This window comes from Gloeobacter kilaueensis JS1, from assembly GCF_000484535.1.
In the GTDB taxonomy this organism is placed as follows: domain Bacteria; phylum Cyanobacteriota; class Cyanobacteriia; order Gloeobacterales; family Gloeobacteraceae; genus Gloeobacter; species Gloeobacter kilaueensis.
On the sequence record NC_022600.1, the window covers coordinates 3,064,082 to 3,089,823 of the forward strand.

At 61.5% G+C, this 25,742-nt stretch carries 23 protein-coding genes and 1 tRNA gene; 11 read left to right on the top strand and 13 right to left on the bottom strand.

From position 1 onward, the window contains the following. The first annotated feature begins 65 nt into the window (after positions 1-65). On the top strand, positions 66-728 hold the full coding sequence (locus GKIL_RS14180; RefSeq protein ID WP_023174373.1) for an endonuclease III domain-containing protein: 663 nt from the start codon (positions 66-68) through the stop codon (positions 726-728). Between the two features lie 8 nt (positions 729-736). Here the strand turns inward: GKIL_RS14180 and GKIL_RS14185 are convergent, their stop codons facing one another. Next, positions 737-1,906, bottom strand: a complete 1,170-nt coding sequence (locus tag GKIL_RS14185; RefSeq protein ID WP_041243966.1) for a sigma-70 family RNA polymerase sigma factor — start codon at positions 1,904-1,906, stop codon at positions 737-739. Positions 1,907-1,912: 6 nt separating this feature from the next. On the opposite strand from GKIL_RS14185, the gene GKIL_RS24850 reads away from it, so the two are divergent. From GKIL_RS24850 to GKIL_RS14200, 4 genes are all read left to right on the top strand, one after another. Then, on the top strand, positions 1,913-2,155 hold the full coding sequence (locus GKIL_RS24850; RefSeq protein ID WP_144080400.1) for a hypothetical protein: 243 nt from the start codon (positions 1,913-1,915) through the stop codon (positions 2,153-2,155). Between the two features lie 235 nt (positions 2,156-2,390). Next, positions 2,391-2,963 carry a sigma-70 family RNA polymerase sigma factor gene (locus GKIL_RS14190; RefSeq protein WP_023174376.1) on the top strand — a complete coding sequence of 191 codons (573 nt, stop codon included), beginning with the start codon at positions 2,391-2,393 and terminating at the stop codon, positions 2,961-2,963. Continuing rightward, positions 2,960-5,413: a serine/threonine-protein kinase gene (locus GKIL_RS14195; protein ID WP_023174377.1), complete on the top strand. Its 2,454-nt coding sequence runs from the start codon at positions 2,960-2,962 to the stop codon at positions 5,411-5,413. The genes GKIL_RS14190 and GKIL_RS14195 overlap by 4 nt, the downstream gene beginning before the upstream one ends. A 178-nt stretch (positions 5,414-5,591) precedes the next feature. Continuing rightward, positions 5,592-6,836 carry a tetratricopeptide repeat protein gene (locus tag GKIL_RS14200; protein ID WP_023174378.1) on the top strand — a complete coding sequence of 415 codons (1,245 nt, stop codon included), beginning with the start codon at positions 5,592-5,594 and terminating at the stop codon, positions 6,834-6,836. A gap of 195 nt (positions 6,837-7,031) precedes the next feature. Here GKIL_RS14200 and GKIL_RS14205 read toward each other — a convergent pair whose 3' ends face one another. From GKIL_RS14205 to GKIL_RS24855, 5 genes are all read right to left on the bottom strand, one after another. Continuing rightward, on the bottom strand, positions 7,032-7,394 hold the full coding sequence (locus GKIL_RS14205) for a PadR family transcriptional regulator (RefSeq protein ID WP_023174379.1): 363 nt from the start codon (positions 7,392-7,394) through the stop codon (positions 7,032-7,034). Between the two features lie 92 nt (positions 7,395-7,486). Then, positions 7,487-7,735, bottom strand: coding sequence for a hypothetical protein (locus GKIL_RS14210; protein ID WP_023174380.1), 249 nt, complete (start codon positions 7,733-7,735; stop codon positions 7,487-7,489). An 81-nt stretch (positions 7,736-7,816) separates the two neighbouring features. Then, complete coding sequence (locus GKIL_RS14215; protein WP_187293817.1) at positions 7,817-9,886, bottom strand: CHASE2 domain-containing protein; 2,070 nt, start codon at positions 9,884-9,886, stop codon at positions 7,817-7,819. A 56-nt stretch (positions 9,887-9,942) separates the two neighbouring features. Continuing rightward, positions 9,943-10,761, bottom strand: coding sequence for a FecR family protein (locus tag GKIL_RS22770; protein ID WP_023174383.1), 819 nt, complete (start codon positions 10,759-10,761; stop codon positions 9,943-9,945). 62 nt (positions 10,762-10,823) lie between these two features. After that, a complete protein-coding gene (locus GKIL_RS24855) occupies positions 10,824-11,708 on the bottom strand; it encodes a CPBP family intramembrane glutamic endopeptidase (protein ID WP_023174384.1) in 885 nt (294 codons plus the stop codon). A 63-nt stretch (positions 11,709-11,771) separates the two neighbouring features. Here GKIL_RS24855 and GKIL_RS24860 point away from each other — a divergent pair, with 63 nt between their 5' ends. Then, positions 11,772-12,629 carry a DUF72 domain-containing protein gene (locus GKIL_RS24860; protein WP_023174385.1) on the top strand — a complete coding sequence of 286 codons (858 nt, stop codon included), beginning with the start codon at positions 11,772-11,774 and terminating at the stop codon, positions 12,627-12,629. Here the strand turns inward: GKIL_RS24860 and tadA are convergent. The 4 genes from tadA to GKIL_RS14250 form a co-directional block, all read right to left on the bottom strand. Next, positions 12,626-13,084 carry a tRNA adenosine(34) deaminase TadA gene (gene tadA, locus GKIL_RS14235; RefSeq protein WP_023174386.1) on the bottom strand — a complete coding sequence of 153 codons (459 nt, stop codon included), beginning with the start codon at positions 13,082-13,084 and terminating at the stop codon, positions 12,626-12,628. The two genes, GKIL_RS24860 and tadA, sit on opposite strands and share 4 nt — an antisense overlap. A 7-nt stretch (positions 13,085-13,091) precedes the next feature. Continuing rightward, positions 13,092-13,164: transfer RNA gene (locus GKIL_RS14240), tRNA-Gln, on the bottom strand. A gap of 51 nt (positions 13,165-13,215) precedes the next feature. Then, entirely contained in the window at positions 13,216-14,211 is a 996-nt protein-coding gene (locus tag GKIL_RS14245) for a sigma-70 family RNA polymerase sigma factor (protein ID WP_023174387.1), read from the bottom strand. Between the two features lie 40 nt (positions 14,212-14,251). Beyond that, positions 14,252-15,520 carry an HlyD family secretion protein gene (locus GKIL_RS14250; RefSeq protein WP_023174388.1) on the bottom strand — a complete coding sequence of 423 codons (1,269 nt, stop codon included), beginning with the start codon at positions 15,518-15,520 and terminating at the stop codon, positions 14,252-14,254. Positions 15,521-15,778: 258 nt separating this feature from the next. Between GKIL_RS14250 and GKIL_RS25335 the strand changes: the two genes are divergently transcribed. The 4 genes from GKIL_RS25335 (at position 15,779) to dinB (ending at position 20,913) form a co-directional block, all read left to right on the top strand. Further along, positions 15,779-16,363 (top strand): hypothetical protein, encoded by a 585-nt coding sequence (locus GKIL_RS25335; protein WP_023174389.1) that lies wholly within the window; start codon positions 15,779-15,781, stop codon positions 16,361-16,363. A 13-nt stretch (positions 16,364-16,376) separates the two neighbouring features. Then, entirely contained in the window at positions 16,377-18,002 is a 1,626-nt protein-coding gene (locus GKIL_RS14260; RefSeq protein ID WP_023174390.1) for an MFS transporter, read from the top strand. A gap of 25 nt (positions 18,003-18,027) precedes the next feature. After that, positions 18,028-19,758: a succinate dehydrogenase/fumarate reductase flavoprotein subunit gene (locus GKIL_RS14265; RefSeq protein ID WP_023174391.1), complete on the top strand. Its 1,731-nt coding sequence runs from the start codon at positions 18,028-18,030 to the stop codon at positions 19,756-19,758. Between the two features lie 69 nt (positions 19,759-19,827). Beyond that, on the top strand, positions 19,828-20,913 hold the full coding sequence (gene dinB, locus GKIL_RS14270; RefSeq protein ID WP_023174392.1) for a DNA polymerase IV: 1,086 nt from the start codon (positions 19,828-19,830) through the stop codon (positions 20,911-20,913). Between the two features lie 87 nt (positions 20,914-21,000). Here the strand turns inward: dinB and GKIL_RS14275 are convergent, their stop codons facing one another. Next, a complete protein-coding gene (locus GKIL_RS14275; protein WP_023174393.1) occupies positions 21,001-21,885 on the bottom strand; it encodes an RpnC/YadD family protein in 885 nt (294 codons plus the stop codon). Between the two features lie 235 nt (positions 21,886-22,120). On the opposite strand from GKIL_RS14275, the gene GKIL_RS14280 reads away from it, so the two are divergent. After that, the gene (locus tag GKIL_RS14280; RefSeq protein WP_041243968.1) at positions 22,121-23,215 is read left to right on the top strand and encodes a serine hydrolase domain-containing protein; all 1,095 of its coding nucleotides are present in this window, start codon (positions 22,121-22,123) and stop codon (positions 23,213-23,215) included. A 2-nt stretch (positions 23,216-23,217) separates the two neighbouring features. Here GKIL_RS14280 and GKIL_RS14285 read toward each other — a convergent pair whose 3' ends face one another. Both GKIL_RS14285 and GKIL_RS14290 read right to left on the bottom strand, forming a co-directional pair. Continuing rightward, entirely contained in the window at positions 23,218-23,490 is a 273-nt protein-coding gene (locus GKIL_RS14285; protein WP_023174395.1) for a DUF4242 domain-containing protein, read from the bottom strand. A 78-nt stretch (positions 23,491-23,568) separates the two neighbouring features. Continuing rightward, a complete protein-coding gene (locus GKIL_RS14290; RefSeq protein WP_187293818.1) occupies positions 23,569-25,695 on the bottom strand; it encodes a prolyl oligopeptidase family serine peptidase in 2,127 nt (708 codons plus the stop codon). Between the last annotated feature and the right edge of the window lie 47 nt (positions 25,696-25,742).

Below are 25,742 nucleotides of genomic sequence, written 5' to 3' on the forward strand. Positions count from 1 at the left end.
TTCTGGCGGCGGAGGGGCTGGAGGGCCGGGACTTCTTTAATAGAAACAGCGCTGAGGATGGACCGATGGATACAGGGACTGTCGTCGCAGCGGAGCAAGTCCGCCAGGTCATGGAAATTCTGGCCATCACCTACAGGGGCCGGGGTTCGGTCGAGCTGGGCGAACCGTACCGGGTGCTCGTCTCGACGGTGATCTCCCAGCGCACCCGCGAAGAGCAGACGACTGCAGTCTCTGAGCGTGTCTTTGCCCAGTACCCGGATATAGACGCCCTCGCGGCGGCGGACGAGCAGCACCTCTACCGGTTGCTTGCCGGCAGCGAGTACCGCGAGGTCAAAGCGCCCCGGCTCATCGCGATGGCAAAAATTTTGCAGCAAAAATACGCAGGCCGGGTACCCGACGACATCGACGCGCTCTTAGAACTGCCGGGCATCGGGCGCAAGACGGCCAACTGCGTGCTCATCTACGCCTTCAACCGCGAGGCGATCTGCGTCGATACCCACATGCACAAGATCACAAACCGCCTGGGCTGGGTGCGTACCAGCAATCCAACCCAGACCGAAATTGCCCTGCAGAAGGTGATGCCGCGCGATCTGTGGGCCGGCAGCAACCGTCTTTTTTTGCAGCATGGCCGCGCTATCTGCCTGAGCGGTGCGCCGCCGCTTTGCAGCCGCTGTCCGATTCGTCCCTGGTGCGACTATGGCCAGGCCACCCGCGCTGCCAGGTATTGAGGGCGTTACTAGAGTTGTCGGTAGTAGGCTACCAGCCACTCCTCGATCGCCTCGCCCATCTGGTCGAGGGCTTCGGGGCCCAGCGGCTCGTTGCAGTGGCGGGCGCTCCACTGGCAGAGGCTTAAAAGCAGCGCCCTGCGGGCGTGCTGCAGACGGCGGGAGACGGTGTACTGACCGATATTGAACTGGGAGGCCATCTGCTGCTGGGTGCTGTTGCCGCAGTAGTAGATGGCGAGCATCTGTCGCGCCTCGGGCTTGAGCTGGTCGAGGGCAGCGACGAGGGCTTGCTGCAGTTGCGACTGCAGGCTCTGGCGCACCTGCTGGCTTTCGGCAGCGTCGAGCTGGTCTAGAAGCGACTCACCCTCGTCGGCGACGAACAGATCGAGCCATTCGCCCGTCTCGCTGCCCACCAGCGGCACGTTGAGGGACGTGTGCGCCGGATAGAGGTAGCTGCGGACGATCCTGGCGCAGCGGATGAGCCAGGATTCGATGCGGCTGGCGCTGTCAGGGGTGTTCAAGGCCAGATCGGGGCTGACCTGCTCGTTGTAGAGCCGGACAATCGCCTCGAGGATTTTGGGGCTGGGTTTTTCGAGATGGCGCGAGCCGCTCGCCTGTTTGGGGACGTAGAGGAGGGTGTAGCAGCGCAGCGCCGCCAGGTAGCGCTCGATCGTCCCGGCGGATTCGCCGTGGCCGCGCAGCGCCTGGGCGACGAGTTTCTGGCTCAAGCGCCTTAGAAGCGCCCAGTCGGTGCAGATCTCCATCACCCGCTGCTGGCGCAGGTGGCGGTTGAGGGCGTTGCTGAAGACGACCCGCGCGTAGCGGTCAAGATCGCCGTGCTCAGGCTCGAAGCCTTCGAGTACCTTGTCCACCTCGGCCATGACGATCTGAAAACACTCAGCCAGGCTGTGCCGCCCCCAGGTGCTCGACACAAAGCGCAGCACCGACCAGTAGGCGGCTGCCTGCAAAAAGGCGCACAGGTGAGCGCGGGCAGTGCTGTCGCCCTGCTCTCGCCAGAGCCGGTGCCAGTGGCCCACCCAATCGCTGGGGGTGCTCTCGGCCTTTAAGCAGCGGTCCATGCTCCGGCGCAACCTCGGATCGCTGACCCAACCCCGGCAGCGGTCGCCCTCGAACGTCAAAAACGTTGAAAAAAGGTGGAGTGGTTCTCGACAAGCTTGCATGAGCCGGTGTCCCTCACAAAATCTGTTACCCACGGGCGCGAAGAAAATGATCCTTCTTCGCCCTTCTGCTGGATCAAGCGAGAAGTCGGCCAGGAACGTGTCATCTTTATGCGGAAAAAAATGGATCGAGAAAAATTTGACTGCCGCGACACATTATCGGTGGCATTCTCGCTTGATCGCTTAGAGGTGCGATTGACGATTGCTCTCGATTCGTTGCGGAGGCGTACTTTTGATAGCGGCGATGCATAAATTTGAAAGTGGCTCCTTAATGACTACTATTGAGCCACCCACCGCCCGCGACAGAGCAGCGATGCGCTGGTTTGACGCGAAGGGGCGCTCTGGGGAGGATAGGCTGAGAGCGCAGTTGCGGCTGCGTATGACCCCATCTTTTCCCTCCCCAGACACCGATGCGCTCCACCCGTGGCCTCGCCGTTTCCCTCGATGCCAGACGACTGCTCACTCCCCTCACCATCGAGGTCAGCCGATGACCGCGTCGAACATTACCCAGCTCCTGGCCAACTGGCGCGAAGGTGACGAGCAGGCGTTTGCCCAGCTGATGCCCCTCGTCTACGATCAGCTCCACCGGCTGGCCCGCAGCTACATCCGCAACGAACGGCTCGATCACACCCTGCAGGCGACAGCGCTCGTCAACGAAGCTTTTTTGAAGCTCGTCGAGCAAGACCACATCGACTGGAAAAGCCGCGCCCACTTTCTGGGTTTCGCCGCCCACCTGATGCGCCATATTTTGGTCGATTATGCCCGCGCCCGCAGCACCGCCAAGCGGGGCGGCGCGCTACAGAGGGTGTCCATCGAGGCGGTGGGAGATGTCGCCGCTAAAGTCCGCGATCTCGATTTTGTCGCCCTCGACGAAGCCCTCGACGCCCTCGCCTTGATCGATGCCCAGCAGGCGCGCATCGTCGAGATGCGGTTTTTTGGCGGCCTTACCTGCAGCGAGATCGCCGAGGTGCTGGCGATCTCGCTCTCGACGGTCAACCGCGACTGGAAATCGGCAAAAGCCTTCCTCAAACAGGAGATGAGCAAGGGGGACGAGCAATGATCACCTCCGATGAGTGGCTTGAGATCCGACGGGTACTCGACCAGGCGCTCGAACTGTCGCCCGCCGATCGCCCTGCCTTTGTCGAGCGCCTCTGCGCCGATCGAGACGGCCTGCGCGATCAAGTGGAGGCGCTGATGGCTGCCTACGAGGAGGACGAGGACTTTTTGGAGACCCCGGCCTATCAGCTGGAGGGTGTGGGCAGTTGGCTGGGCGGGCACCAGCCCGGTTCCCTCGTCGGAAGGCGCATCGGCGCTTACGAACTCAAAGAAGAAATTGGCTGGGGCGGGATGAGCACGGTCTACCTGGCCGAACGCGCCGACGGCCACTTTGAGCAGCGGGTAGCCCTCAAGCTGCTCAAACACACCAGCGGCGGCGACGTTTTATTAAAGCGCTTTCGCGCCGAGCGCCAGATTCTCGCGAGCCTCAAACACCCCAATATCGCAAGTCTCGTCGATGGGGGCGCTTCTGAGGACGGCACGCTCTACCTGGTCATGGAGTACGTCGAGGGGGTGCCCATCGATGTCTACTGCGACACCCACAACCTGACGATCAAAGAGCGGCTGCAGCTTTTTGCCGCTGTCTGCTCAGCCGTCCACTACGCCCACCAGAACCTGATCGTCCACCGCGACCTCAAGCCCGCCAACATCCTGGTCACCGGCGAAGGCGTCCCCAAATTGCTCGACTTTGGCATCGCCAAATTGCTCGCCCCCGACCTCTACGCCCAGCCTTTTAACCCGACGGTGACCCTCCTGCGGCCCATGACGCCCAACTACGCCAGTCCCGAGCAGATCAAAGGCGGGCTCATCACCACCGCCAGCGACATCTACTCGCTGGGCGTGCTGCTTTACGAACTTTTGACCGGCCACCTGCCCTTTGGTACCGCTCGCCTGCCCCACGAGGTTTTGCGCGCCGTCTGCGAGGACGATCCGCCCCTGCCCAGTGCGACGATTGGCCGCGTCGTCCAAAAGCGCAGCGGCAGCGAGACGATTACCCTCACCCCGCGCCTGGTGAGCCTGACGCGGGGCGGGCAACCCGAGAAATTGCAGCGTTCCCTCTCAGGCGACCTCGACAACATCGTGCTCAAGGCGATGAGCCGCCCGCCCGAGCGCCGCTACGCCTCCGCCCAGCAACTCGCTCAAGACATCGAGCGTCACCTCGACGGCTTACCCGTGCTGGCCCGCGAGAACACCCTCTGGTACCGCACCCGTCGCTTCGTGCGCCGCAACAAAATTGTCGTCGCCGCCGGGTGTCTTATCGGCCTGTCGCTGGTGGGCGGCATCGTTGCCACCAGCCGCGAGGCCGCCATTGCCCAGGCGGCCCAGGCCCGCGCCGAACGCCGCTTCAACGATGTCAGGCAACTGGCAAACTCGCTGATGTTTGAAATCTACGCTGGGATCGACAAATTACCCGGCGCGACACCGACCAAAAAATTACTGGTTACAAAAGCCCTCACCTACCTCGATAACTTGTCGCAAGAAGCCGAAAACGATCTGTCATTGCAAGCTTCTTTGGCAACGGCTTATCAGCGGGTCGGAGATATTCAGGGTAATATCTACAACCAGAATCTCGGCGATACAGCTGGTGCTCTACGCAGCCACAAACGAGCCCAAGCCATCTGGCAAAAAATTGTCGCGGCTCGGCCAGGAGATACCCAGGTAAAAGCCAATTTAGCGGCCAGTTACCTCGCTGTCGGCGACCTGCAAAAATGGACAGGTGATCGAAGTGCCGCCGCCAAAAGTTATATCAAGGCGCAACAACTGCAGGAGGAGTTATTGCAAATAAATCCAGCGGATATTGAGGCGCTGAAAGGAAAAAAGCAATCCTACAGCCGGCTCGGTGATACACTATTTGATAACGGCAACGGCGATCGAAAAGGTGCTCAAATTAATTACTCAAAAAGCCTGATGATCGCCGAAGCGTTGGCCAAAAAAAATCCTCAGGATCGACAATCACAGCGCGATCTTATGATTTGCTATTCTGACACTGCGGACGCAGAAAGCGATCAATCCAGAGCAGAAGTCAACTATCGGAAAGCACTGAAAATCGCTGAGAAGTTATCCAGTACAAATTCACTAGATGCAACTGCTCGCCGCGATCTGTGGTTCAGCCACATTAAGCTCGGTGATTTTCTTCTCAAAAAAGACAGCAGTGCCTCGCAAAATCATTATCTCCAGGCTTTAAAAATCGCCAGGTTCCTCGCTGCCTCTGATCCAAAAAACGAGCAGGCGCGCACCGATTTAGCCTATACCTATCAAGGTCTGGGGGATGTAGAATTGACAACTAAGAATAGAAAGAGCGCCGGAGCTTTTTATCTCTTAGCCTTGCCTATCAGACAAACAGCAGTACAAGCAGATCCAAACAATCAATACAATCGAAAGAAGCTACAGGAGCTGTACAAACGCTTGAGTGATTCAGGTACCAAGTTTACCCCACTGCCAACAAAATCGTAGCAAATTGAACTGGCGTTGAGCAGGAAACCCACATTCTCAATGGAGACAACGATGAAAAGTACAGTCGATCAAACGATCAAGTCGAACAAGGGCAGCGCAAACGCTATACCCTCTGAAAACCCGCCCCGCGCGCACAGGGATTAGGCCAGCTCAAGCAAACCATTGGAGGGGAATAAAGATGAGTACTTTGACAGAGACGTACGAGAGCCGTCTAGCAGAATTGACGGCTCTACAAAAGCAAGCGCAGAGCTATTCAACTGCGGTTCCTGTTGCCTTAGGTCGGCAGCTGCTCAAGGCTCTACGAGCAGTCGGCGATATCGAAGGAAATCTGTACTATCCTAACTTAGGAAGGACTGGTGATGCTCTAGAAAGGTACAAAGAAGCGATTGCCACTGCCCAAAAGATTGATTCTGCAGATTTGCAGCTGGAAGATAGTCTTGAATTGGCTGCTGTCCACGATGGCGCTGGCGATCTTTTTGGTTGGACTGGCAATGTTGTCGAGAGACTCAAGAACTACTTCAAGAGCCTGGAGATTCGCGAAAAGTTAAGCGAGGCTAACCAGGATAATCCTCAACTAAAACGGGCGTTGATGTTTAGCTATAGCCGCATCGGCGATGCCCTGGCAAATAAAGGCAAAACAGGGGCAAGCCAAAGTTATAGTCTGGCGTTACAACTTGCTAAGGAGCTAGCTCCGCCCAATACAACTGACGCGAAGGCACTGGAGGATCTGTGGATTTGCTACTTAAATATTGGCGAATCTCAGCTCGATAGTGGGGATTGCGAGCAGGCATTGAACAGTTTCAGTGAGTGCGTGAAGCTGGTCGAGCAGTATGCTCCGTCCCTGCCTTTAGACCCGGACAAATGCCGCAATTCTCTTCAGGGATGTCGCGACCTCTGGATCAGTTACTCTAAACTCGCAGATGTGCAACTCAAGCTCAATCGTTTGGACGAAGCGCGACAGAACTACGAGCAGGCCAAGCAGATTGCCCAAGAGATTTACAATGCCAACGAGGCCAACTTTCAGGCACGCTGCGATCTGGCCAATGCCCTCGATAAGATGGGCTATTTCATGCTTGCGACTGGAGGAGTCGATGATGCTGAAACCCATTACAACGACAGTCTGCAACATCTTCAGCAACTGGCGACTGTCGATAACACGAATATGCGCAACCGGCACAATCTGGCGCAGTTGCATATGAACCTTGCTCAAGTGCATGAGCACCGGGCGAATAGCCAGAAAATTTCGAGCAGTGAGCAAAAGCAACACTGGCAGAATGCACACTCCTGCTATAGCGCAAGTCTGGAGGTTTGGGCGAGTGGAGAGGAGGGTGGCAGCAGTTACACCGTGGCCAGGACTGCCTGTCAAAAAGTCAGGAATATTATCGAAAAACTGGAGGCTCGGGCAGGTGTGTTGGCCGGGTAACGCCGCTGATGCCATCATTCACATCCAACGTGACAAGCCAGGAGGCTAGCAGTCGCACGGTCCTTGGGCGGGTTGGAACAAGCTAGCCCTGATGTGTCTCTCGTTGGTGTTTCAACGGGGGACGACGATTCAGGCCACAAAAATCAACCTGAAAATCTCAAGGCTTGTTCAGCAGAACAATCAACCAACGGAGCTTTAGACCGCGTCGGCGATCAAGTTGCGTTCGCGGGCCAGGTCCACGAGGTCCGCCAGGCGGGCCGCTTCGGCGGCGGCGATCGAACGGCCCAGTCCGGAGAGCCGGTAGTAGCGGCGGCGCTGATCGTCGAGAGCCGGGTCGGCGCGCTCGTCGGCTTCTTCGATCCAGCCGTCGCTTAAAAGCTGCTTGATCGAGCGGTACAGGGTGCCGGGACCAAGCCTGACTGCCCCTGCTGTGCGTTCCTTGACCTCCTTGCTGATGCCGTAGCCGTGCCGGTCGCCCTCGGCCAGGGCAAGCAGAATGTGGAACACCGCCGGGCTTAACGGTAAAAAGGTCTTCAGATCAGGGGCAGCTTGGGTCATGGCTCTGGCAACTTATCCGCTCTGGATATATCTGTTATGGACAATGTATCGGCTTCGGGGATCCGCGTCAACCACCGGCGAGGAAGTCCTGCTCACCGCTGCCGAGAGACGAGGCGGGGAGCAATCACCGTGACCTCCGGCAGCGTGTAGACGGTGGCAGTGTCACGGCGGGCGGGCCGTGCGGCAGCCGTCTGCAGGCAGGCAACGGCAATAGCAGCGACAGTGACGCCAACGATCAGCAGGTGCAGCCACACCTCCAGCGAGGGGAAGAAGCGGCGCGGCGCAGGGACAGCTTTGAAGGTCTGTAAAGCAGGAACAGTCAGTGAAAAGGCGCGAGTCATCTGTGCCTCCTGGCAACCAGTTTCAAAAACATCCATCTCGGATGTATCTGATATGGATAATATCCAAAATGGATATAAACGTCAAGGGTCCGGTGCCAGGTTTTGTTGCCGGAAGCGGACGCTAAAGCAGCTGCCCTGGCCGGGGTTGCTGGTGACGGCGATCGAGCCGGTGTGCAATTCGACGAGCTTGCGGGTGATCGCCAGTCCCAGGCCGGTGCCGGGGATGCCCTCGGTCTGGGCGGTCTTTACCCGGTAAAAAGGTTCCCAGATGCGCTCCAAGGCCGCATCCGGGATGCCGAAGCCCTCGTCTATGACAGCGATGGCCACCCAGGGACTATCGAGGCTGAGCCGGACGCGGATCGTCTGGCTGTCCGGGCCGTACTTGAGGGCGTTGGTCAACAGATTCATAAAGATCTGATCAAAGCGCAGCGGGTCCGCCGCGATTATGAGCGGTTCTTTTGGCCAGTCTTCTGCTACCAGGCGGCTGTGCCTGGCCTCGGCCTGGGGCCGCAGTTCGGCCATCAAAGGCCGCAGGCGGGCCTGGACGCTCAACGGTTGCACCTTGAGATCGAAGGCGGGTGACTCGATGCGCGCCAGGGCAAGAAAGTCGCTCACCAGCCCCTGCACCCGCTCAGCCGACGAGAGGATCGGATCGACCATCTCCTCCAGTTCGATATCGGAACTGGGAGGACTGATCTTGAGCAACTCGGCGAAGCCCCGGATGTTGGTGAGCGGCGAGCGGATGTCGTGGGAGAGCATCCCGAGCATCTGCTGGCGCAGCCGCTCCAGCTCCAGTTGGGCAGTGATGTCCTCGATGGCACAGAGAATGCCGCCCACCTGCTCGTCTTGTGACAGAGGCACCAGCCTGAGCCGATAATCGCGCTCGCCCAGGTTCACCTGCCGCTGGCTCGGCTGGCCGCTACCCAGAGCTGCCTGGGCTTCCGCCCACTGTTCGGCGCTCAGCCAGCCTAAAGCCTGCAGTTGCTCGCCTAAAAAAGGAGTGCTGCGGTTCTCCGGAAAGAACGGCGCGCTTGCCGGGTTTTGAAAGTAGATCCGCCCGTCGCCGGTGGCTGCCACCAGGGCAGTTGCGAGCGAGTCGGTGACCGCCTGCTGGGCTTTGCGCCGCTCCCGTTGAATTTCGAGTCGGCGGGCGGTGCGCTGTTCGCCCTCGATAAGTGAGAAGCCGCCTGCCAGTATCAGAGCACCCGCTGGAGCGGCGAGCGGCAGCCAGATCGAGCTGCGCCAGAATAAAACGACCGCCAGACCCACCCAGCCGGCGGCCCAGGCGAGGGTGATCGTCAGTTGCAGCCAGCCGGGCCTGCCAGTCAGCAAAAAGCCCAGGCCGAGGGCGGACATAACGGCTACCAGGCCCGTCAGCCAGCCTGGCCAGGGTGCCAGGGCACTGTTGCCGAGCAGGTTGTCCACCACCGTCCAGTGCAGGGCAATGCCGCTTGCCTGGGTATCGAAGGGGGTGATGAGCGCGTCCACAGCAGTCGCGGTTACACCGACCAGCACGATCTGATCGGCGAAGCGGGCCGGAGCGACTTTGCCTTCGAGAACATCGATGGCGCTCACGCTGGGCAGGGAGCGGGCCGGGCCGGGCCAGTTCAGCCAGATCCGATCGGGAACGGAGGGCTGAGACAGTCCTGCCAGGCTGGCGTAGAGCCGGGCAATCACTGTTCCGAAAGTCTCTACTTCTAGATCGGATCCTGGGCTTTTGGGGACAACCAGCGCCGTTCTCAGTTGCAGATTCTCGCCAAAGATACCGGCACCGATGTCGCCGATGCCGGCACTCACCTCAGCGAGGGGGGGCACCGGCTCCAGGCGCACACTGGTCGGGGTGCGGGCGGCGGCGAGCACCACCCGGCCCTGGCGGGCGATGGCGCGGGCCAGAAGAGCGTCCTGGGCGGTGGGTTCGCTGAAGAGCACATCGATGCCGACCACGGCGGCCCCTTCCAGCCGATCCAATAGCTGGGCAAAGCGGCGGCGGTCCCAGGGCAGGCGGCCCAGCCGGGCAATACTGCGATCGTCGATCGCCACCAGCACCAGCGGCACCGCCGACGGGCGAAAACCGCGCCACTGAAAGCGCTTCTGGAGACTCCAGTTCTCCAGCGGCGTCCACAGCCCAGCCACCAGCGCCCCTGTAGTCACTAAAGCCGCCAGTGGGCCCGCCCAGGGCCAGCTACCCGGTGGCCAGGCCAGTCCTTTCAAGGGAGCAGTACCGTCAGGTTAAACGTTCGCTGCGCTCCGAGGGCTGTCGTGATCTCCACCGGCAAAAAGCGATCCGCCGGGAGGGGACGGACGAAGCTGAAGTTGCCCTGCAAGTCGGTATCGATCGGTTCGTTAAAAAGTCGTACCAGGTTGCCCGGATCGGTGTACGCCGACAGGCGCACCTGGTTGTCGGCCAGTCGCTCGTAGCTGACGCGGTAGATCCGGGCGGCGGTGGGAGTGGCCACCGGCGGCTGGGGAGGTTTGCCCAGGGGAACGAGCGATTCGAGTCCCCCCGGCAACAGGAGCGTCTGGCCCTGGGCGCTGGCGCTCACCACGCCGCTGCGCGCCGCGATCGTCGAGCGGTCCCGTCGATCGACGGCGACACCAAAGATCGTGCCGCGCACCCCGGCCACACCGGCGGGTGTATCGATCTCCAGCTTCGAGCTTTTGCGGTTAAAGCGGCGGACGCTGAGGGCCACCTGGCCGCCCCGGACGCTGATGCGCGAGCGCTTACCGCCGTCGGGCAGCAGGTCGAGCAGCGAAAGGGTCACCGTCGTCGATTCGGAGACGCGCAGGCTGGCGATGCCGTCGTCGAAGACGAGGGTCGCTCCCGAATCAAGACCCGTTTCGATCTGATCGCCGGGGCGCACCAGCTTATCGCCCAGCACAGCGGGCCGGGCCGGCTGGTTCTTGCGGCTGTAATTGACCGTCCCCTGCAGTCTTCTGATCACAAGGTAGCGATCGGGAGCACCGGCGGGGGCGAGCAAGGGGATCGGTGCGGCAGCGAGCGGCCCAACCGCAAGGAATACGAGCATCGCCGGGACAAGTGGCGCAAGGGCAAAAGCGTTCAATCGTCTCGTGGAAAATTGGGATGTTCTCAAGAATAGATCGACTCGGCAGCACTGGCATCTGGGGGGCGGGGCAGGCGGGAGACGAGAACGGCGACGGCGACGAGTAGAACGACACCAGCCACTCCCGCTAAGGGATGGCCGATGCCCGTGAGCCACTCAGGAATACCTGGCCGGTCGTAGCGGATCAGATGCCGGGTACTGACCAGATAGTAGGTCCAGATCCAGCCCGTATGCAGCCCGACCGCCAGGCCCAGCCTGCCGCCCCCCTGAAAGCGGGCAAATGCCAGGAGCAACCCGGCGGCGAACAGGGCCGGAAACTGGGGCAGAGTGGCAAAGATGATCGCCGGAGCCTTGATAAAGTGAACGGCAGCAAACAAGAGTGCGCTCGCCATCGCCCCGGTCCAGAGGCCGGAGCGCCGGGCAAAAGTCTGCAACAAGAAGCCACGAAACAGCAATTCTTCGATAAAGCCCACCGCCAGAGCGACCACGAGCCCTTCGACGAGCGTGCCCCCCAGGGTGCTCACCGGCTCAGGATGCCAGCTCAGCCAGCCCAGCGCCGCCTCCACCCCGAGCAAACTGCTCAGGCCGACGACGCCAATTGCCAGCCCAAGTCCAGCCAGCCGGAGATTGGTCCAATCGCGTCCCAGGCCGTACTGGGCAAGGGTCCGCCCATCGAGGCGGTGGGCAAAAATCCAGAGCACCGCCAGGATCGTCCCATAAAGAGCCACCGAGACGCCCAGCAGTTGAAAGGGAGCAAGGGTGTCGAAGGGCACCCCCGGTCGCCAGCCGGTAACAAACAACCACAGCAGCGCCCCCGGCAGCCAGAGGCCCACCAGTCCCCCCACAAAAAGGGCGACGCGCACCAGCGGATGCTCGCTGAACTTGATCAGGTTGGTCGATTCTGTAGCCATGGGCCAGCCGAAACCTGGATCAAGGGTACAATCGGTGTCCGCTCTCTGCCCAGGAGTGCAACCGTGTCGCAGAACGCCCTCGTCTACGTGGGCTGCCAGGGCTGGCGCTATTCGGACTGGCGTGTGGCCGCCCCGCCTGCTACTCCCTTTTACCCGAGCGGGCTGGCTGCCGCCGCCGAGCTGGCCCACTACAGCCGCACCTTCGACCTGGTCGAGGTCGATTCGACTTTTTATGCCGTTCCCCAGCCAAAGGTGGTGCGCAACTGGTCCACCCAGGTGCCCGCGCACTTTCGCTTCAGCTGCAAGCTGCCCCGCACCCTCACCCACGAGTACCGCCTGGCGCGGGGGCGATCGGTTTTGAGCGCATTTTGCGACGGTATGCGTCAGCTGGAAGCTAAACTTGCTGCCCTGCTCATCCAGTTGCCGCCGTCTTTTGGCGTGGACGAATTTGCCACCCTGGAGCGCTTTTTACCGCACCTGCCCGCCGATCTGCCCTTTGCGATCGAATTTCGAGACACCGGCTGGTACAGCGAGCGCACGGTCGAATTGTTGCGCGCCCACCGGGTTGCCCTCAGCCTCGGAGACACGCCCTGGCTGGCTACGGACTTTGCCCTGCCGCTGCTGGAGAAGCTACCCACCGACTGGCTCTACCTGCGCTTTATGGGAGCCAAAGACGGCAGCATCGAACATTTTACCCACCGCCAGCGCGACCGCTCAGCGATTCTGCGCACCTGGGCCGGGGCAATCAAAGCGCTCATCGCCCGTCAGGTGCCCGTCTACGCTCTGCTCGACAACCACTTCGAGGGCTTCTCACCGGCGAGCGCCACCCTGCTTATCCAGGCACTGGGACTTGCGCCGCGTTCTTTTCCTGCCGACCAGCCGCAGCCGCCTGCCGGTGGCCAATTGGGCCTCGAACTCTAGCGCGTGCGTCTTTGCGCGAACCAGTCCGTCAGCAACTGGCAGCAGGCGGCTTCCTCGATTCCGGCAATCACTTCGAGCCTGTGAAAGCTACCTGGGCTCTCCGGCAGGTTGTAGACCGAGGCAATCGCTCCGGCTTTTGGGTCGTCCGCGCCGTAGACCAGCCGCTCCACCCGCGCCTGCAGAAGCGCACCGGTACACATCGCGCAGGGTTCGAGGGTGACGTAGAGCGTGCAGCCGGTGAGCCGCCAGGCACCGAGCTTCTGGCCCGCCAGGCGCATCGCTACGACCTCGGCGTGGGCCGTGGGATCACAGTCGCGCTCGCGGCGGTTGGCTCCTGCAGCAATCAGGGCACCGTCCGCCCCGACGACGAGCGCTCCCACCGGCACCTCGCCTTCTGCGCCCGCCTGCCGGGCAAGCTGGAGGGCCAGACCCATCCACTCGCTGTGGCTTTTCATCTGATAGCTGGGGAACTAGGACTCGAACCTAGAGACTTCAGGGCCAGAACCTGACGTGTTGCCAATTACACCATTCCCCAATGGCTTTCCCATGCTGGCACAGGCGCAAGGAACTAGTCAACCGGGACAGATCAAGGCTGCAGGTACGAGCGCAGGGAGGCGCTGTTGTGCGGTTCGCGCAGACGGCGGATCGCCCGCGATTCGATCTGACAGACCCTTGAGCGCGACATGCCCAGCAGTTGGGCCACCTCGCCCTGGGTGTAGATGCGGCCATCTTCTAACCCGTAGCGCAACCGGACGATCCGCTCCTCGCGGGCGGGCAATTTTTTGAGCACCTCCCTTAGCAGGCCGCCCAGGGTTTCCTGGTGGGCGAGTTCCAGTGGCCCCGGTCCACTCGCCACCAGCAGATCCGCCAGCGACAGATCGCCCTCGCTACCCACCTGGCTTTCGAGCGAGCAGATGCGCGGGGCGCTGGTGAGCAGTTGCTGCAGATGGACAGGAGCCATCTGCAGTGCCCCGGCCAGCTCCGTCAGTTTTGGCGGGCGATCGAGGCGCAGCGCCAGGGTGCGTTCGACCCGGCGCACCCGCTGCAATTTTTCGGCGACGTTGGCCGGTAAACGGATCGGACCCGCCTGGGTGCCGATGGCGCGGGCGATGCTCTGACGGATCCACCAGAAGGCGTAGGTGGCAAAGCGCCAGCCCAAAGTTGGATCGAATTTTTCGACCGCCCGCTTCAGCCCGAGGTTGCCCTCCTGCACCAGATCGAGGAAGTGGATGCCGGATTTGTGATACTTTTTGGCGATCGTCACCACCAGCCGCAGGTTCGCCTCGATCAGCTGGCGGCGAGCGGCGAGGCCATCGGCGCAGATCTGGCGCAGCTCAAGAGAACTGATCCCGGCCAGATCGGCCCACCGCGCTTCGCTCAACGGTGCCGGCCCCTGCTTTTGCTCTGCCTGCTCTTTTGTTTTTAGTAGTTGCATATAGCGCTGCACCTGGCGGGCCAGGGCGATTTCTTCTTCGCGGCTCAGAAGCGCTATGCGGCCAATCTCATCGAGATAGGTACCGACCGCGTCCTGGCGGTCACGGCTCTCGGGTCGGCGCGCCGGTTTGAATGCAGTTGACGACATCGCTACCATTCTCCTTGTGCAAAATTTGGGTGCGCCGGCGCTAGCGGTTGGCGGCGGGTTCGGAGACATCGACGCTCGCCACCACCGACATGCCCGGCAACAGTCGGCCCTCGTAGCCCCGCGCACTGGCAGGGTCGAGCACGATCTTGACCGGCACCCGCTGGACGATCTTGGTAAAGTTGCCGGTGGCGTTGTCGGCGGGCAAGAGGGCAAACTGCGAGCCGGAGCCCGGCGAGAAGCTATCGACTCTGCCACTGAAGGTACGGCCACCGAAGGCATCCACTTTGATCTCGACCGGCTGGCCGGGCCGCATGTGGGCCAGTTGGGTCTCTTTGAAGTTGGCTACCACCCAGGGGCGCTCCTCGGCGACAGAGAGCAGCGCCTGGCCCGGCTGCACCCGCTGCCCGACCTCTACCTTGCGGTTACCGATCCGCCCGGCAGCCGGGGCGACGAGGCGCGTATACGAAAGCCGCAGTTGGGCGTTGCGCACATTCGCCTCGGCCTGGGCGACCGCTGCCTGGGCGGCCTGGTACTGGCGGCGCTCGACCTCGGTCTGCAATCCTGTCGCCCGCGCATCCTCGATGCTGCCCCGCGACTGCACGAGCTTTGAACGGGAGTTGCTCAGATTCTGCTCGGCTTGGGCAAGGCGGGCCGTAGCCTGGCGCACCCCTTCGGCTGCCGCGTCGCGCTGGGCGACGTTGACTTGGTAGGTAGCGCGGGCGGTGTCGAGCTGCTGGCGGGCGACCACCCCTTCCTGTTCGAGCTTGATGTAGCGGTTGTAGTCGAGCTGGGCCCTGGTAAGGTTGGCCTCGGCCTGTTTGAGATTGGCCTGGGCGGCGGGAATGCCGACTTTTGCTTCGGCGACGGCGGCAGCGGCGGCGGCGATCGCTGCTTCGGAGCCCGAAAAAGAACCGGCGGCCTGGGTCGATTGGGCGGCGGCCTTGCCGGCAGAGTAGGAGACGCCGGCAAGGGCCGTCTGGGCCTGACGGCGGGCGTTGAGCAGGGCGGCACTGGCCTGGTCGAGGGCCACCTGATAGTCGCGCGGATCGAGCAACAGCAGGGTCTGTCCCGCTTTGACCAGCCGGTTGTCGTCGATGAGCAGGGCCTGCACGGTGCCCTCGATGCGGCTGGAGACTTGATGGATGTGACCGGTGAGGTAGGCGTCGTCGGTCTCCTCGTGGCCTGCGGCGTACAGCCACCAGCGGATACCAAACACCAGCACCAGCACCAGCGCAATCGCCCCGATGGCGAAGATGAGCGGCCTGGGAAGTTTGTTCTGGCGATTGGTCGTACCGGTGGCGGCGGTCATAGGTTGATCCTCTCCCCAAAGCCCAGGGCGGTAGCGCTGCCCAGTTTTTACCTATCTTCCAAGTTTTTGACAAAGGCTGTCATCTGACCACGCAAGATTGTGATCTTTAGCCAAGAACTTAGGTGCAGGTTCCCGCCCCGACCGACATCCAGGCTGCAGCCGGATTTAACTTCTGCTCTAAACTCCGGCAACTTCGCTGGCCACACCTCCAAAATCGCCGCACTCTAGAATGGTTTTACCGCCTGCGGACAGCCTGCGATGTGGATCGCACTGTGTCTTATCGTGCTTGCGATCGCAATTATTCCCCTGTTCATCTCCTACGAGGAGCGACGGGAAAGGGAGCACACTGCCCAGATCCTGCAGGCCGATGTCGTGATGGGAGCGGACGGTCGCCCGGCCATCGTCGTCGCTGCAGGTGCCGACGCTCTGCGCTTTGCCCGGATCGAAGCTGTAGACGGTGAGCCGGGCCGTTACGGCGAATCGGAGTGTCACCCCCGCGAGGTGCAGTTGCCCCATCCCAGCGATATCAGCGCCGAGGTGCTGCGCATGGTCGCCCCTCTGGTGCGCATTCGCTGTCGCCTGCGGACGATCGGCGGGGCGCTGATCCAGCGGGAGAAGCAGCTTGCCGGTCCACCGTTGGCCGAAGCCCAGGATCTCAAGCGGCGGATAGAAGCAGAGATTGCACAGCTCGATGCCCGTCTGCTCGCCGCCCAGGACAACTACGAGTGCGAGCGGTGCGCCTCAGCGATCGACCTGCCGGTTCTCATCGCGCAGAGCCAGGCACTCATCGAGGCGTGGGAGTACTTCGAGCAGGCGGGTTCCAGCAGGCTTTTCGAAAAATAACCGGACGAGCGATGTGACGCAGACCACCCGCCCAGTACCAGCCATCGCACTTTCGACCCCAGGCCGTCCGCCGGTAGTTGAGAGCGACTTCAATCCCTGGTGGACGGTGCTTTCGGCTGCCCTCGCCAACTTTATCTGCACGGTCGATAACCAGCTCCATAGCGTCAACCTGCGCTATCTGGCCGGTCCTCTCGGTTTTCAGCTCGACGAGGGCAGTTGGGCTGCGGCGGCCTTTATCGCAACCCAGTTGGTGGCGATCGTGCTCACCGGTCGGCTGGTGCGGAGGCTCGGGGTGCGGTTTTTTCTAACCGGCAATGCTCTGCTCCTGACGCTCGCTTCAGTGGTGGCGATCGCTGCCCCAAACCTGCTCGTGCTATTCGTTGCCCGCGCCCTGGCGGGCTTTGCGGCGGGTAGCTTTCTGGCAATCGCCCTCAATCTGGTCATGGATCAGCTGCCGGTGACCAAGCGGCCTATCGGCTATCTGGTCTTTGGCATTCCCTCCACCCTCGCGATTCCGGTGGGCTACTTTCTGGGTGGCTGGTGCATCGAGAATGCGAGCTGGCACTGGCTGTACGTCCCGGCGGCCCTGGGCGGTGTGCTGCTCGCGGGCTTCTTCTGGTACCGCCTGAGATCTTTACCTTCTGAGCCGCCGCAACCGTGGTGGCAGGTGGACTGGCCGGGATTGGTCGCCCTCATCGTCGCTGCCTGCACCCTGGCGACGGTTCTGCAGCGCGGTACTACCGAGAACTGGTTCGATTCGCCCTTCATCGTCACGATTAGCTTGCTTTCGGCTTTTGCCTGGGGCTTGTTCGGCTGGTTTGAGCTACACAGCCGCCATGCGTTTATCGATCTGCGCCTTCTGGCCCGGCGCAACTTTGCTGCCAGCCAGGTGATCAACGCGATGATTGGCCTGGTGCTCTCCTACACGTTCGTCGTCACGAGCTTTCTCACCCAGATCCACGGCTACAACTCGATTCAAATTGCCGAGGTGATTGTCTGGGCCGCCCTCGTCAACCCGCTGATGCCCGTCTTGATGAAAAAGCTCGACATGCGGGTGCTCATCGCCCTCGGGCTCGCCTGCTTCGTTCCCAGTTGCCTGATGAACGCTTATCTGAGTGCCAACGTCGCCGGTGAGCAACTCATCTGGTCGCAGGTCGTCCGGGCTTTGGGCCAGCCGCTGCTCATCATCGCCCTGTTGCGCCTGGCGATGACCGGCCTCAAAGCGAGCGAGTACGAATCCGCCGCTCAGATCTTCAATCTGGTGCGCACCGCCGCCTCCAGCACCGCCACCGCCGCGATGGGCGGCTGGCTTGTCTGGCGCGAGCACTTTCACTCCCACGCGATCGTCGAGAACCTGGGACAGTCCTACTGGCAATCCCACCTCCAGCAGCTCGCTGCGGCCCTCGTCAGCCGGGGCAGCGAGCCGCTGGCAGCCACCAACCAGGCAACCGCTCTGCTCAAACAGATGACCAGCAACCAGGCGTACATCCTCGCCTTCGGGGATCTTTTCTGGCTGCTCGCCCTCAGCATGGCCGTAATCGTCGTTGCCCTGCTGTGGGTCCGGGGCAGCAGCACCGTTCCGACCCTCACCACCGTCGCGCCGCCAAGAGCCCGTCCTGGTGGCGGTGTGCCAGGATAAGGGCGTTCCACCCCAAGAGCTATCCATGCTGGAATTTGACATCGCGATCGTGGGCGGCGGGCTGGCCGGTTCGCGGGCTGCCGTCGAGATTGCCCGCAGCGATCCGCGCCTCAAGGTGGCGCTCGTCTCGAAGGTGCATCCGATCCGCAGCCACTCGGTCGCCGCCCAGGGGGGCATCGCCGCTGCCCTCCAGAACGTCGATCCAAACGACGACTGGCTCACCCACGCCTTCGACACCGTCAAGGGAGCCGACTACCTGGCGGACCAGGACGCCGTGGCCGTGCTCACCCAGCAGGCTCCCCAGGTGATCATCGACCTCGAACACATGGGCGTGCTCTTCTCGCGCCTGCCGGACGGTCGCATCGCCCAGCGCCCCTTCGGCGGCCACACCAACCGCCGCACCTGCTACGCCGCCGACAAGACCGGCCACGCCATCCTGCACGAACTGGTGAGCCGCCTTTTTCAGTACAAGGTGCCCCTCTTTGACGAGTGGTACGTCCTCAAGCTCATCGTCGAAGAAGGTGAGGCAAAGGGCCTGGTCATCTACCACATTCCGACTGGCCGCCTCGAAGTCCTGCGCGCCAAAGCCATTCTTTTTGCCACCGGCGGCTATGGCCGCGTCTTCAACACCACCTCCAACGACTACGCCTCCACCGGCGACGGGCTCTGCCTGGCGGCGATGGCCGGGATTCCGCTGCAGGACATGGAATTTGTGCAGTTCCATCCCACGGGCCTCTACCCGGTGGGCGTGCTCATCTCCGAAGCGGTGCGGGGTGAAGGCGCGTACCTCGTCAACGGCGAGGGCGAGCGCTTTATGGCCCGCTACGCCCCGAGCCGGATGGAACTTGCGCCCCGCGACATCACCAGCCGCGCCATCGCCACCGAGATCCGCGAGGGGCGCGGCGTCAACAGCCGCTACGTCTTTCTCGACCTGCGCCACCTGGGCAAAGAAAAGATCATGGAGCGCGTGCCCTTTGCCCACGACGAGGCGCTGCGCCACCTGGGGATCGATGTCGTCTACGAGCCGATGCCCGTGCGCCCGACGGTCCATTATTCGATGGGCGGCATCCCGACCACGATCGACTGCCAGGTGCTCGTTGCCCACGACCAGCCACTGACCGGCTTCTTTGCCGCCGGTGAGTGCGCCTGCGTCTCGGTACACGGAGCCAACCGCCTGGGCAGCAACTCGCTTCTTGAGTGCGTGGTCTTCGGAGCGCGGGCCGGTGCCACCCTCGCCCGCTACGTCCAGGAGCGCTCCCTGCCTGCAGTAGACGAACAGCGCTACCGCGCAGAAGCCGAGCGCCTGTTGCAGAAGCTGATCGACCAGCCGGGTTCTGAGCGCATCGCCACCTTGCGTGCCGACTTTCAAGACACCCTCACCGACCACTGCTCGATCTTTCGCGACGAAGCACTCCTCAGCGAAGGACTTGCTCAGGTTCAGAGACTCAAAGCCCGCTACCAGAACATCCGCCTCGACGACAGGGGCAAGCTCTACAACACCGAGATCGTCGAAGCGCTTGAGCTGCGCAGCCTGATCGAAGTGGGCGAGATCATCGTCGCGAGCGCCCTTCAGCGCCGCGAGTCGCGCGGTGCCCACTCCAGAAGCGACTATCCCGAGCGCAACGACGCCGACTACCTCAAGCACACCCTCGCCTACCATACCGCCGAGGGCGTCCACATCGAGTACCGGCCCGTCGATCTGAGCCTGCAGCAAAAAGATCCCGAGCGCTTCACCCCCCAGGCGCGCAAGTATTAACCAGTCCTGGTTGCATGGACTTTTGTTCATGTAACGGCTAAACTGTCGGAGAAGCTGCCCGAGCAGGCCATGTCCCAGAGTGCGGTGAGAAAGGTGATCCACGTCGATATGGACGCCTTTTTTGCCTCCGTCGAGCAGCGGGACAACCCCGAGTATCGGGGCAAGCCGCTGGTCGTTGGCGGTACGCCTGCCCAGCGGGGTGCGGTGGCTGCTGCAAGCTACGAGGCCCGCCACTACGGCATCCATTCGGCCATGCCCTCGCGCATCGCCATCCAGAGATGCCGCCATCTGCTCTTTGTGCCGCCGCGCTTCGAGGTTTACCGGGCGGTCTCCCGCGAGATCCAGGCCATCTTTGCCCGCTACACGGAACTGATGGAGCCGGTGTCCCTCGACGAGGCGTATCTGGATGTCACTGAAAACAAACCGGGGTTCCCCTCCGCCACCTGGATCGCCCAACAGATCAAGGCCGATATTCTTGCCGAAACGGAGTTGACCGCCTCCGCCGGGGTGTCCTGCAACAAATTCTTAGCCAAGATGGCCTCGGGCATAGACAAGCCCAATGGCCTCTACGTTCTCCTGCCTGAAATGGCGGACGCCTTTACAGCCGCACTGCCCATCGAAAAATTTCACGGCATCGGGGCAATCACCGCTCAGAAGATGCAGCGGCTGGGCATTCATACCGGAGCGGACCTCAGACAATGGCCTGTGGAGGAACTGGTGCGCCTTTTTGGCAAGAGCGGACGGTTCTACTACCAGATCTGCCGGGGAGTGGACGAGCGTGCCGTCAATCCCCATCGCGAGCGCAAGTCGATCGGGGTGGAGACGAGTTTTCTGGTGGATCTCGAGGAACCGGAAGCGGTGGTCCGGGAGCTGGAGAAGCTGGTGGTTGCCCTCAAAGAACGCGCCGATACTTACAGGGCCGTGGGACACACCCTGACGCTCAAGCTGAAGTACGCAAATTACCGGCAGCTCAGCCGCAGCCGGACTGTAACAGCTCCGATCAAAGAGATCGAGGCAATCCGGACCATCGCCCAGGAACTCCTCGTTGCAGCAGCGATAGACGGACAAAAAGTGCGGCTATTGGGTCTATACCTCTCGGGGCTGCAGAGCGAAGATCCTGAAGCAGAATGCGTTCAGTTAAAACTTGGTGTTTGATTTTGCCACGGTGAGAAGAAAACGTTTCAAGCGCCCGTTGGCTATTGAAACCAGACACCTGAAACTACTGCACGGCCCGGAGCTGATTCAGTCCGAAGGTACCTGCTGCTGAAACGTATTGAGGTCCGGAGCTTGCAGAACGGCAAGACCCAGGCGGTCCAAAATTTTGGGATCGCTAATTCCTTGTAGAGCAGTTTCTACTTCCGCAGGTACCGGCCCGAATCTGTACTCTAATTGCACCAACAGAGCTTGAATTCTTCCCCGCTGCTCAGCTTCGAGGACGATGTCCCTGGTCAACTCCTGAAACAGCGGCGTCTGTTGCAACAAGTTCATAATTGACCTCCGTCGAAAAAACTCCACCACCGTCCGCTGGTCACGCAGTGAGGAAAGCAAGCCCGTCACTGCCAGCACTTCGTTGCGCTCCTGCAGCGATTCTAGCTCCGTCTCGATCACCTCGACGCTCGCTCGCAGCAATCCCTCTACATCCTGTCCGCGCATCAAAGGCACCAGGGGCATCAAGCCGACCAATCCACTTGCCAGAATCGCTGCTGGGTCTTGCTCCCAAAGCCGAATGACTTCGTATTCCACCCGCAACCCGCCCTGGGCAAAGTGGTCCGGCACCCGACGGGTAGCAGCAGTATCTTGTAACAACACCAGCACCTGCTCAGGCACCTGGCCATATTTGTTGAGGACGAAAACAGCGTAGGTGGTCATGCGCACAGGTAATTCCTCGTGCAACTCCCTGCGCTGCACGAGGGTCTGAAACTCGATATGGAGAAGGCGTTGCTTGCCTTTTGCGTCTGTGTAGCGAATCAAAAAATCCGCACGGCGCTGCTGAGCGACGATGACGGAATTGAGTTCCTGCTGCCAGACAGCTTCGGAGCCTCTAAGCCAGACGAGAAAGTTTTGACTGTAGAGGGCAGCGAGGCCCTGCAGGCTGGTATCAAAGGGACGGCGCTCGGTTTTATCCACAAATGGGATATTGCTAATTATGCCTATTCTGCCATGCTGTCACCCTGAAGGCCAGCTATGCTGAGGGCAAAGAGCTGCCATTTGCGACTCCAGCCGGGAGCGGTTACTCTCGCTCAAAGCATGGCGCGATTGGGTCGGCTCTGCTTCTGCTTGAGGAGTAAACAGGAGAATCTAATTGGATTTCGTGTTCGAGAAGACGGATCGCAACCTGACATCAGGTGTACAGAACGGAGGTATGAAATCCCCGCTCTGGATCTGGCTTCTCTGGCTGCTGTTGCTGGTTGTAGGAGCATCACCAGCTCGATCGGACCAGATCGATACGTACATCCGCGAACAGATGCAGCGCCAGCGGATCCCCGGCCTGTCGCTGGCGGTGATTCGCGACGGACGCATCGTTCGAGCCGGAGGATACGGGCTTGCCAATGTCGAGCTGGGTGTTCCTGCCACAGCTGAGACCGTCTACCAGTCCGGCTCGGTGGGCAAGCAGTTTACCGCCACCGTCGTCATGTTGCTGGTCGAGGAGGGCAAGCTGAGCCTCGACGGGCCCATCAGCCGCTATCTGGATGGCACGCCGCCCGCCTGGAAAGAGATCACCATCCGGCATCTGCTCACCCACACCAGCGGCATCCCGGACTACGAGAGCAAAGGCGATCTCAGTCTCGATTACCGGCGCGACTACACCGACGACGAACTGGTCGCCCTCGCCGAAAAGACGCCCCTCGCTTTTGCCCCCGGCGAAAAGTGGTCCTACAGCAACACCGGCTACGTCCTGCTCGGGATCATCGTCAACAAAGTCTCAGGCCGCTTCTACGGCGATATTCTCCAGAATCGCGTCTTCGGGCCGCTCGGTATGAAAAGTAGCCGGATTATCAGCGACCGCGACATCGTGCTGCATCGGGCAGCCGGATATCAACTGGTGGACGGCCTGCTCAAGAACCAGGGTTACGTCTCGCCCTCGCTCAATCGCACCGCAGATGGTTCGCTCTATTTGACAGTAGGCGATCTGGCGAAGTGGGACCGGGCGCTCTACACAGATAAAGTACTCACACGCGCGAGCCTCGAGCAGATCTGGACCCCGGTGCAGCTCAATTCAGGCCAGACCGCTCCCTACGGCTTTGGCTGGCGGCTCGCAAGCGTCGGCTCCCACCGGCTCATCGAACACAGCGGCCAGTGGCAAGGTTTTACCAGCCAGATCTCGCGCTACGTCGATGACCGGCTCACCGTCGTCGTGCTCACCAATCTGGCCAACGCGAAACCAGAAGTGATCGCCCACACTATCGCAGGATTTTTGTTGCCTCAACTCGGGCGAGCCGCTTCCGGCGGCGAGTGAACCTATTCGGCGGTGGTCGGATCGATGATCGTGCGAACAATTGAGACAGAATTTGCCGGAAATCCTCCCAGCTCAGCGTGTTTGCGCACCGTCGCTTCGTCCGGTGCGATATAGACGCAGTAGATCTTGTTGTCGGTGACGTAACTGTGCTCCCACTGGATCTGTGGCCCGAGCTGGCGCAGCACGTTGCACGACTGCTGAGAAATTCCTCGCAATTCCTCCGGCGTAAATTTCCCGACACCGGCAATCTCGCGCTCGATCACAAACCTTGGCATATGCTTCCTCCCGGCCCACTACTGAATCGTCGGACCCAACCCAACACTAGGACATGCATGACTTCGTTATGCGTCCGATCACGGTTGTGTCGTCTTCGTCGGCTGGGCTCGGTCCCAGGCAAAAGCAAAGGTGTCGGCCCATTCGGCATTTTGCCGGTCGCGGGCAGAACCGAAGCCGTGGCCCGCTTCTGTATCGGCGCGGATCCAGATTGCCCTTCGATCGCCGAAGCGTTTTTGGGCAAGGGCAACGAACTTGGCGGACATCCACGGTGCGACTCGCCTGTCGTTCAGTCCGATAGTGACGAGTGTGTCGGGAATGTCGCGGGCGGTGGCAAGCATCAGGTAGCTGTCCTGGGCGGCCAGGGCAGCGAAGCCTGCGGCGGTGTCAGGATCGCCTGCCTCAGCAAACTGGTTGGCACCATTTTCGGCTGCCGCCAGCCGGGTAGGATTGAGGACCGCAACGCGGGGCACCAGGGCAGCAAACAGATCGGGGCGCTTGAGCACAGCAGGAGGCACCAATTGACCACCGGCACTGGCACCGGTGGCGACCAGGCTGCCCGGACGCGTGTAACTCGCCGATTCCAGCCGTTCGGCACAGGCGATGAAATCCGCGTGCGCGTTCGGCTTGTTGGCCGAGCGACCCGCTTCATGCCAGCTTCTCCCCCGCTCGCCCCCACCGCGCGTACCGCAGAAGGCAACCGCCCCACCATGGGCGACCCAGGCCAACAGGTAAGGGTTGTACCGGGGCGACACATTGAGTATGCCGTAGCTGCCATAGCCTGTCAGAATCGTCGGTATCGCCGTGTGCTTGCTGCTGGACGGCAACAGTACCACCATCGGCACGCTGGTGCCGTCAGCACTCTTTGCTGCCTCGCGCACGGCAGTTATGCCCTGAGCGCCGCTCCAGGAATCGGACTGAAGGCCCACTGGCTCGATGCGACCGCCCGTTGCCCGGTAGTAGCCGACCGCTGTCGTCCAGCCATTCAGGCCGAACAGCACCGAGCGGCCATCGGCATCGGTGCGCAGGTCAGAAAGATCCGCCTCAAAAGGCAGCGCTACCTCGCGGGCCGGGCCACGCCCACCCGGCAAAAACAGCAGATGGGCAATCCCGTCCCGCTGGGCGGAGACGTAGACGCCGTCGCGAGCCGCCTCCAGATTGGTGAGCACAAGGTCGCCGCCAGCCACAATTCGTTCTGGAGTACCGAGACTGCCAGCGTTGACGTGGCGGCGTACCACGACACCGTTGGACTCCTCTTTGGTTGTCAGATAATAGAGATCATCTCCAAGGGCAGTAACGTTACCGATGCGATCGTCGTAGGTTGCCACCGGTATCCAGGCAGGCTTTTGACTGGAAAGAGCAGCGGCTCGGGTAACGAACAGGCGAAAATCAGCCCTGGCACCGGTACCAAGGCCGAGTACCAGATCGCTGGTGACAGGCTGGAGGATCAGCGGGAACTCCTGCGCTGCAAAGGGCGGGCTGCCGGTGACTCTACTACCGAGCACAAATGTGCCGGGTCCGGCGGCACCGGGCTTGAGAATAGCAGCGCGCATGTTCTGCAGAGGATCTGCGCTTTTATCCGTGCCGGTGATTCGGGTGTAGGCGATCGTGTCGGGGCCAAGCCAAGCAACGGTGAACTCCCCCCAGATGGGGCCGAGGGGCACGCCTTTTGGCGCACCGGTCGCCACATCCAGGAAGTGGACTTCACCCACTTCTGCGCCGCCTTTGGCAACATGAACGGCGACAGTCTGGCCATCGGGTGAAAGGCTGTAGCTGCTGATTGCCGCTACCTCGTTCGTCCCCGCTGTCGGATCGAGCAGCACCCGCTCGCGTCCCCCTTCTCGCACGACCAGCTTCGGCACACGGTCACCGGGTTCAAGGCGGCGATAGAAGAGCCGTCCCCCATCAGAGGTTACATCCGAGTAGCGCACACCGGCGCGTGTGGATTTTTCCAGCAGTGCAGCAAAGCTAGCGCGCTCGGGCAAAGCCGCCAAGGCAGTGGTAGCCGCATCGCTCTGGGAACGAACCCAGGCGACCATTTCCTGCTGCCGGGCCGGATCCTCCATCCACCGGTAAGGGTCGGAGATATGAATTCTGAATACCGTCTCATCAAAAGCCACGGCGGGGGCAGGAGCTTTTGAACTCACCAGCGGCGCAGCAACGGCGGGCGTCGCGCTCAATAGTGCCCAGATCAGTGCGGAACGCATTAGCATCTTCGAGAAGCCCCTGTCTTGAGGTGCGGAGGCGGAAAGGA

Coding starts and splice junctions, on each gene's coding strand:
- GKIL_RS14180 (WP_023174373.1), top strand. CDS start 66: ATGGATACAGGGACTGTCGTCGCAGCGGAGCAAGTCCGCCAGGTCATG.
- GKIL_RS24855 (WP_023174384.1), bottom strand. CDS start 11,708: ATGGCTACAGAATCGACCAACCTGATCAAGTTCAGCGAGCATCCGCTG.
- GKIL_RS14290 (WP_187293818.1), bottom strand. CDS start 25,695: ATGCGTTCCGCACTGATCTGGGCACTATTGAGCGCGACGCCCGCCGTT.
- GKIL_RS14205 (WP_023174379.1), bottom strand. CDS start 7,394: ATGACCCAAGCTGCCCCTGATCTGAAGACCTTTTTACCGTTAAGCCCG.
- GKIL_RS22770 (WP_023174383.1), bottom strand. CDS start 10,761: ATGCTCGTATTCCTTGCGGTTGGGCCGCTCGCTGCCGCACCGATCCCC.
- tadA (WP_023174386.1), bottom strand. CDS start 13,084: ATGAAAAGCCACAGCGAGTGGATGGGTCTGGCCCTCCAGCTTGCCCGG.
- GKIL_RS14280 (WP_041243968.1), top strand. CDS start 22,121: ATGAAATCCCCGCTCTGGATCTGGCTTCTCTGGCTGCTGTTGCTGGTT.
- GKIL_RS14200 (WP_023174378.1), top strand. CDS start 5,592: ATGAGTACTTTGACAGAGACGTACGAGAGCCGTCTAGCAGAATTGACG.
- GKIL_RS14185 (WP_041243966.1), bottom strand. CDS start 1,906: ATGCAAGCTTGTCGAGAACCACTCCACCTTTTTTCAACGTTTTTGACG.
- GKIL_RS14265 (WP_023174391.1), top strand. CDS start 18,028: ATGCTGGAATTTGACATCGCGATCGTGGGCGGCGGGCTGGCCGGTTCG.
- GKIL_RS25335 (WP_023174389.1), top strand. CDS start 15,779: ATGTGGATCGCACTGTGTCTTATCGTGCTTGCGATCGCAATTATTCCC.
- dinB (WP_023174392.1), top strand. CDS start 19,828: ATGTCCCAGAGTGCGGTGAGAAAGGTGATCCACGTCGATATGGACGCC.
- GKIL_RS14285 (WP_023174395.1), bottom strand. CDS start 23,490: ATGCCAAGGTTTGTGATCGAGCGCGAGATTGCCGGTGTCGGGAAATTT.
- GKIL_RS14245 (WP_023174387.1), bottom strand. CDS start 14,211: ATGTCGTCAACTGCATTCAAACCGGCGCGCCGACCCGAGAGCCGTGAC.
- GKIL_RS14190 (WP_023174376.1), top strand. CDS start 2,391: ATGACCGCGTCGAACATTACCCAGCTCCTGGCCAACTGGCGCGAAGGT.
- GKIL_RS14195 (WP_023174377.1), top strand. CDS start 2,960: ATGATCACCTCCGATGAGTGGCTTGAGATCCGACGGGTACTCGACCAG.
- GKIL_RS14210 (WP_023174380.1), bottom strand. CDS start 7,735: ATGACTCGCGCCTTTTCACTGACTGTTCCTGCTTTACAGACCTTCAAA.
- GKIL_RS14250 (WP_023174388.1), bottom strand. CDS start 15,520: ATGACCGCCGCCACCGGTACGACCAATCGCCAGAACAAACTTCCCAGG.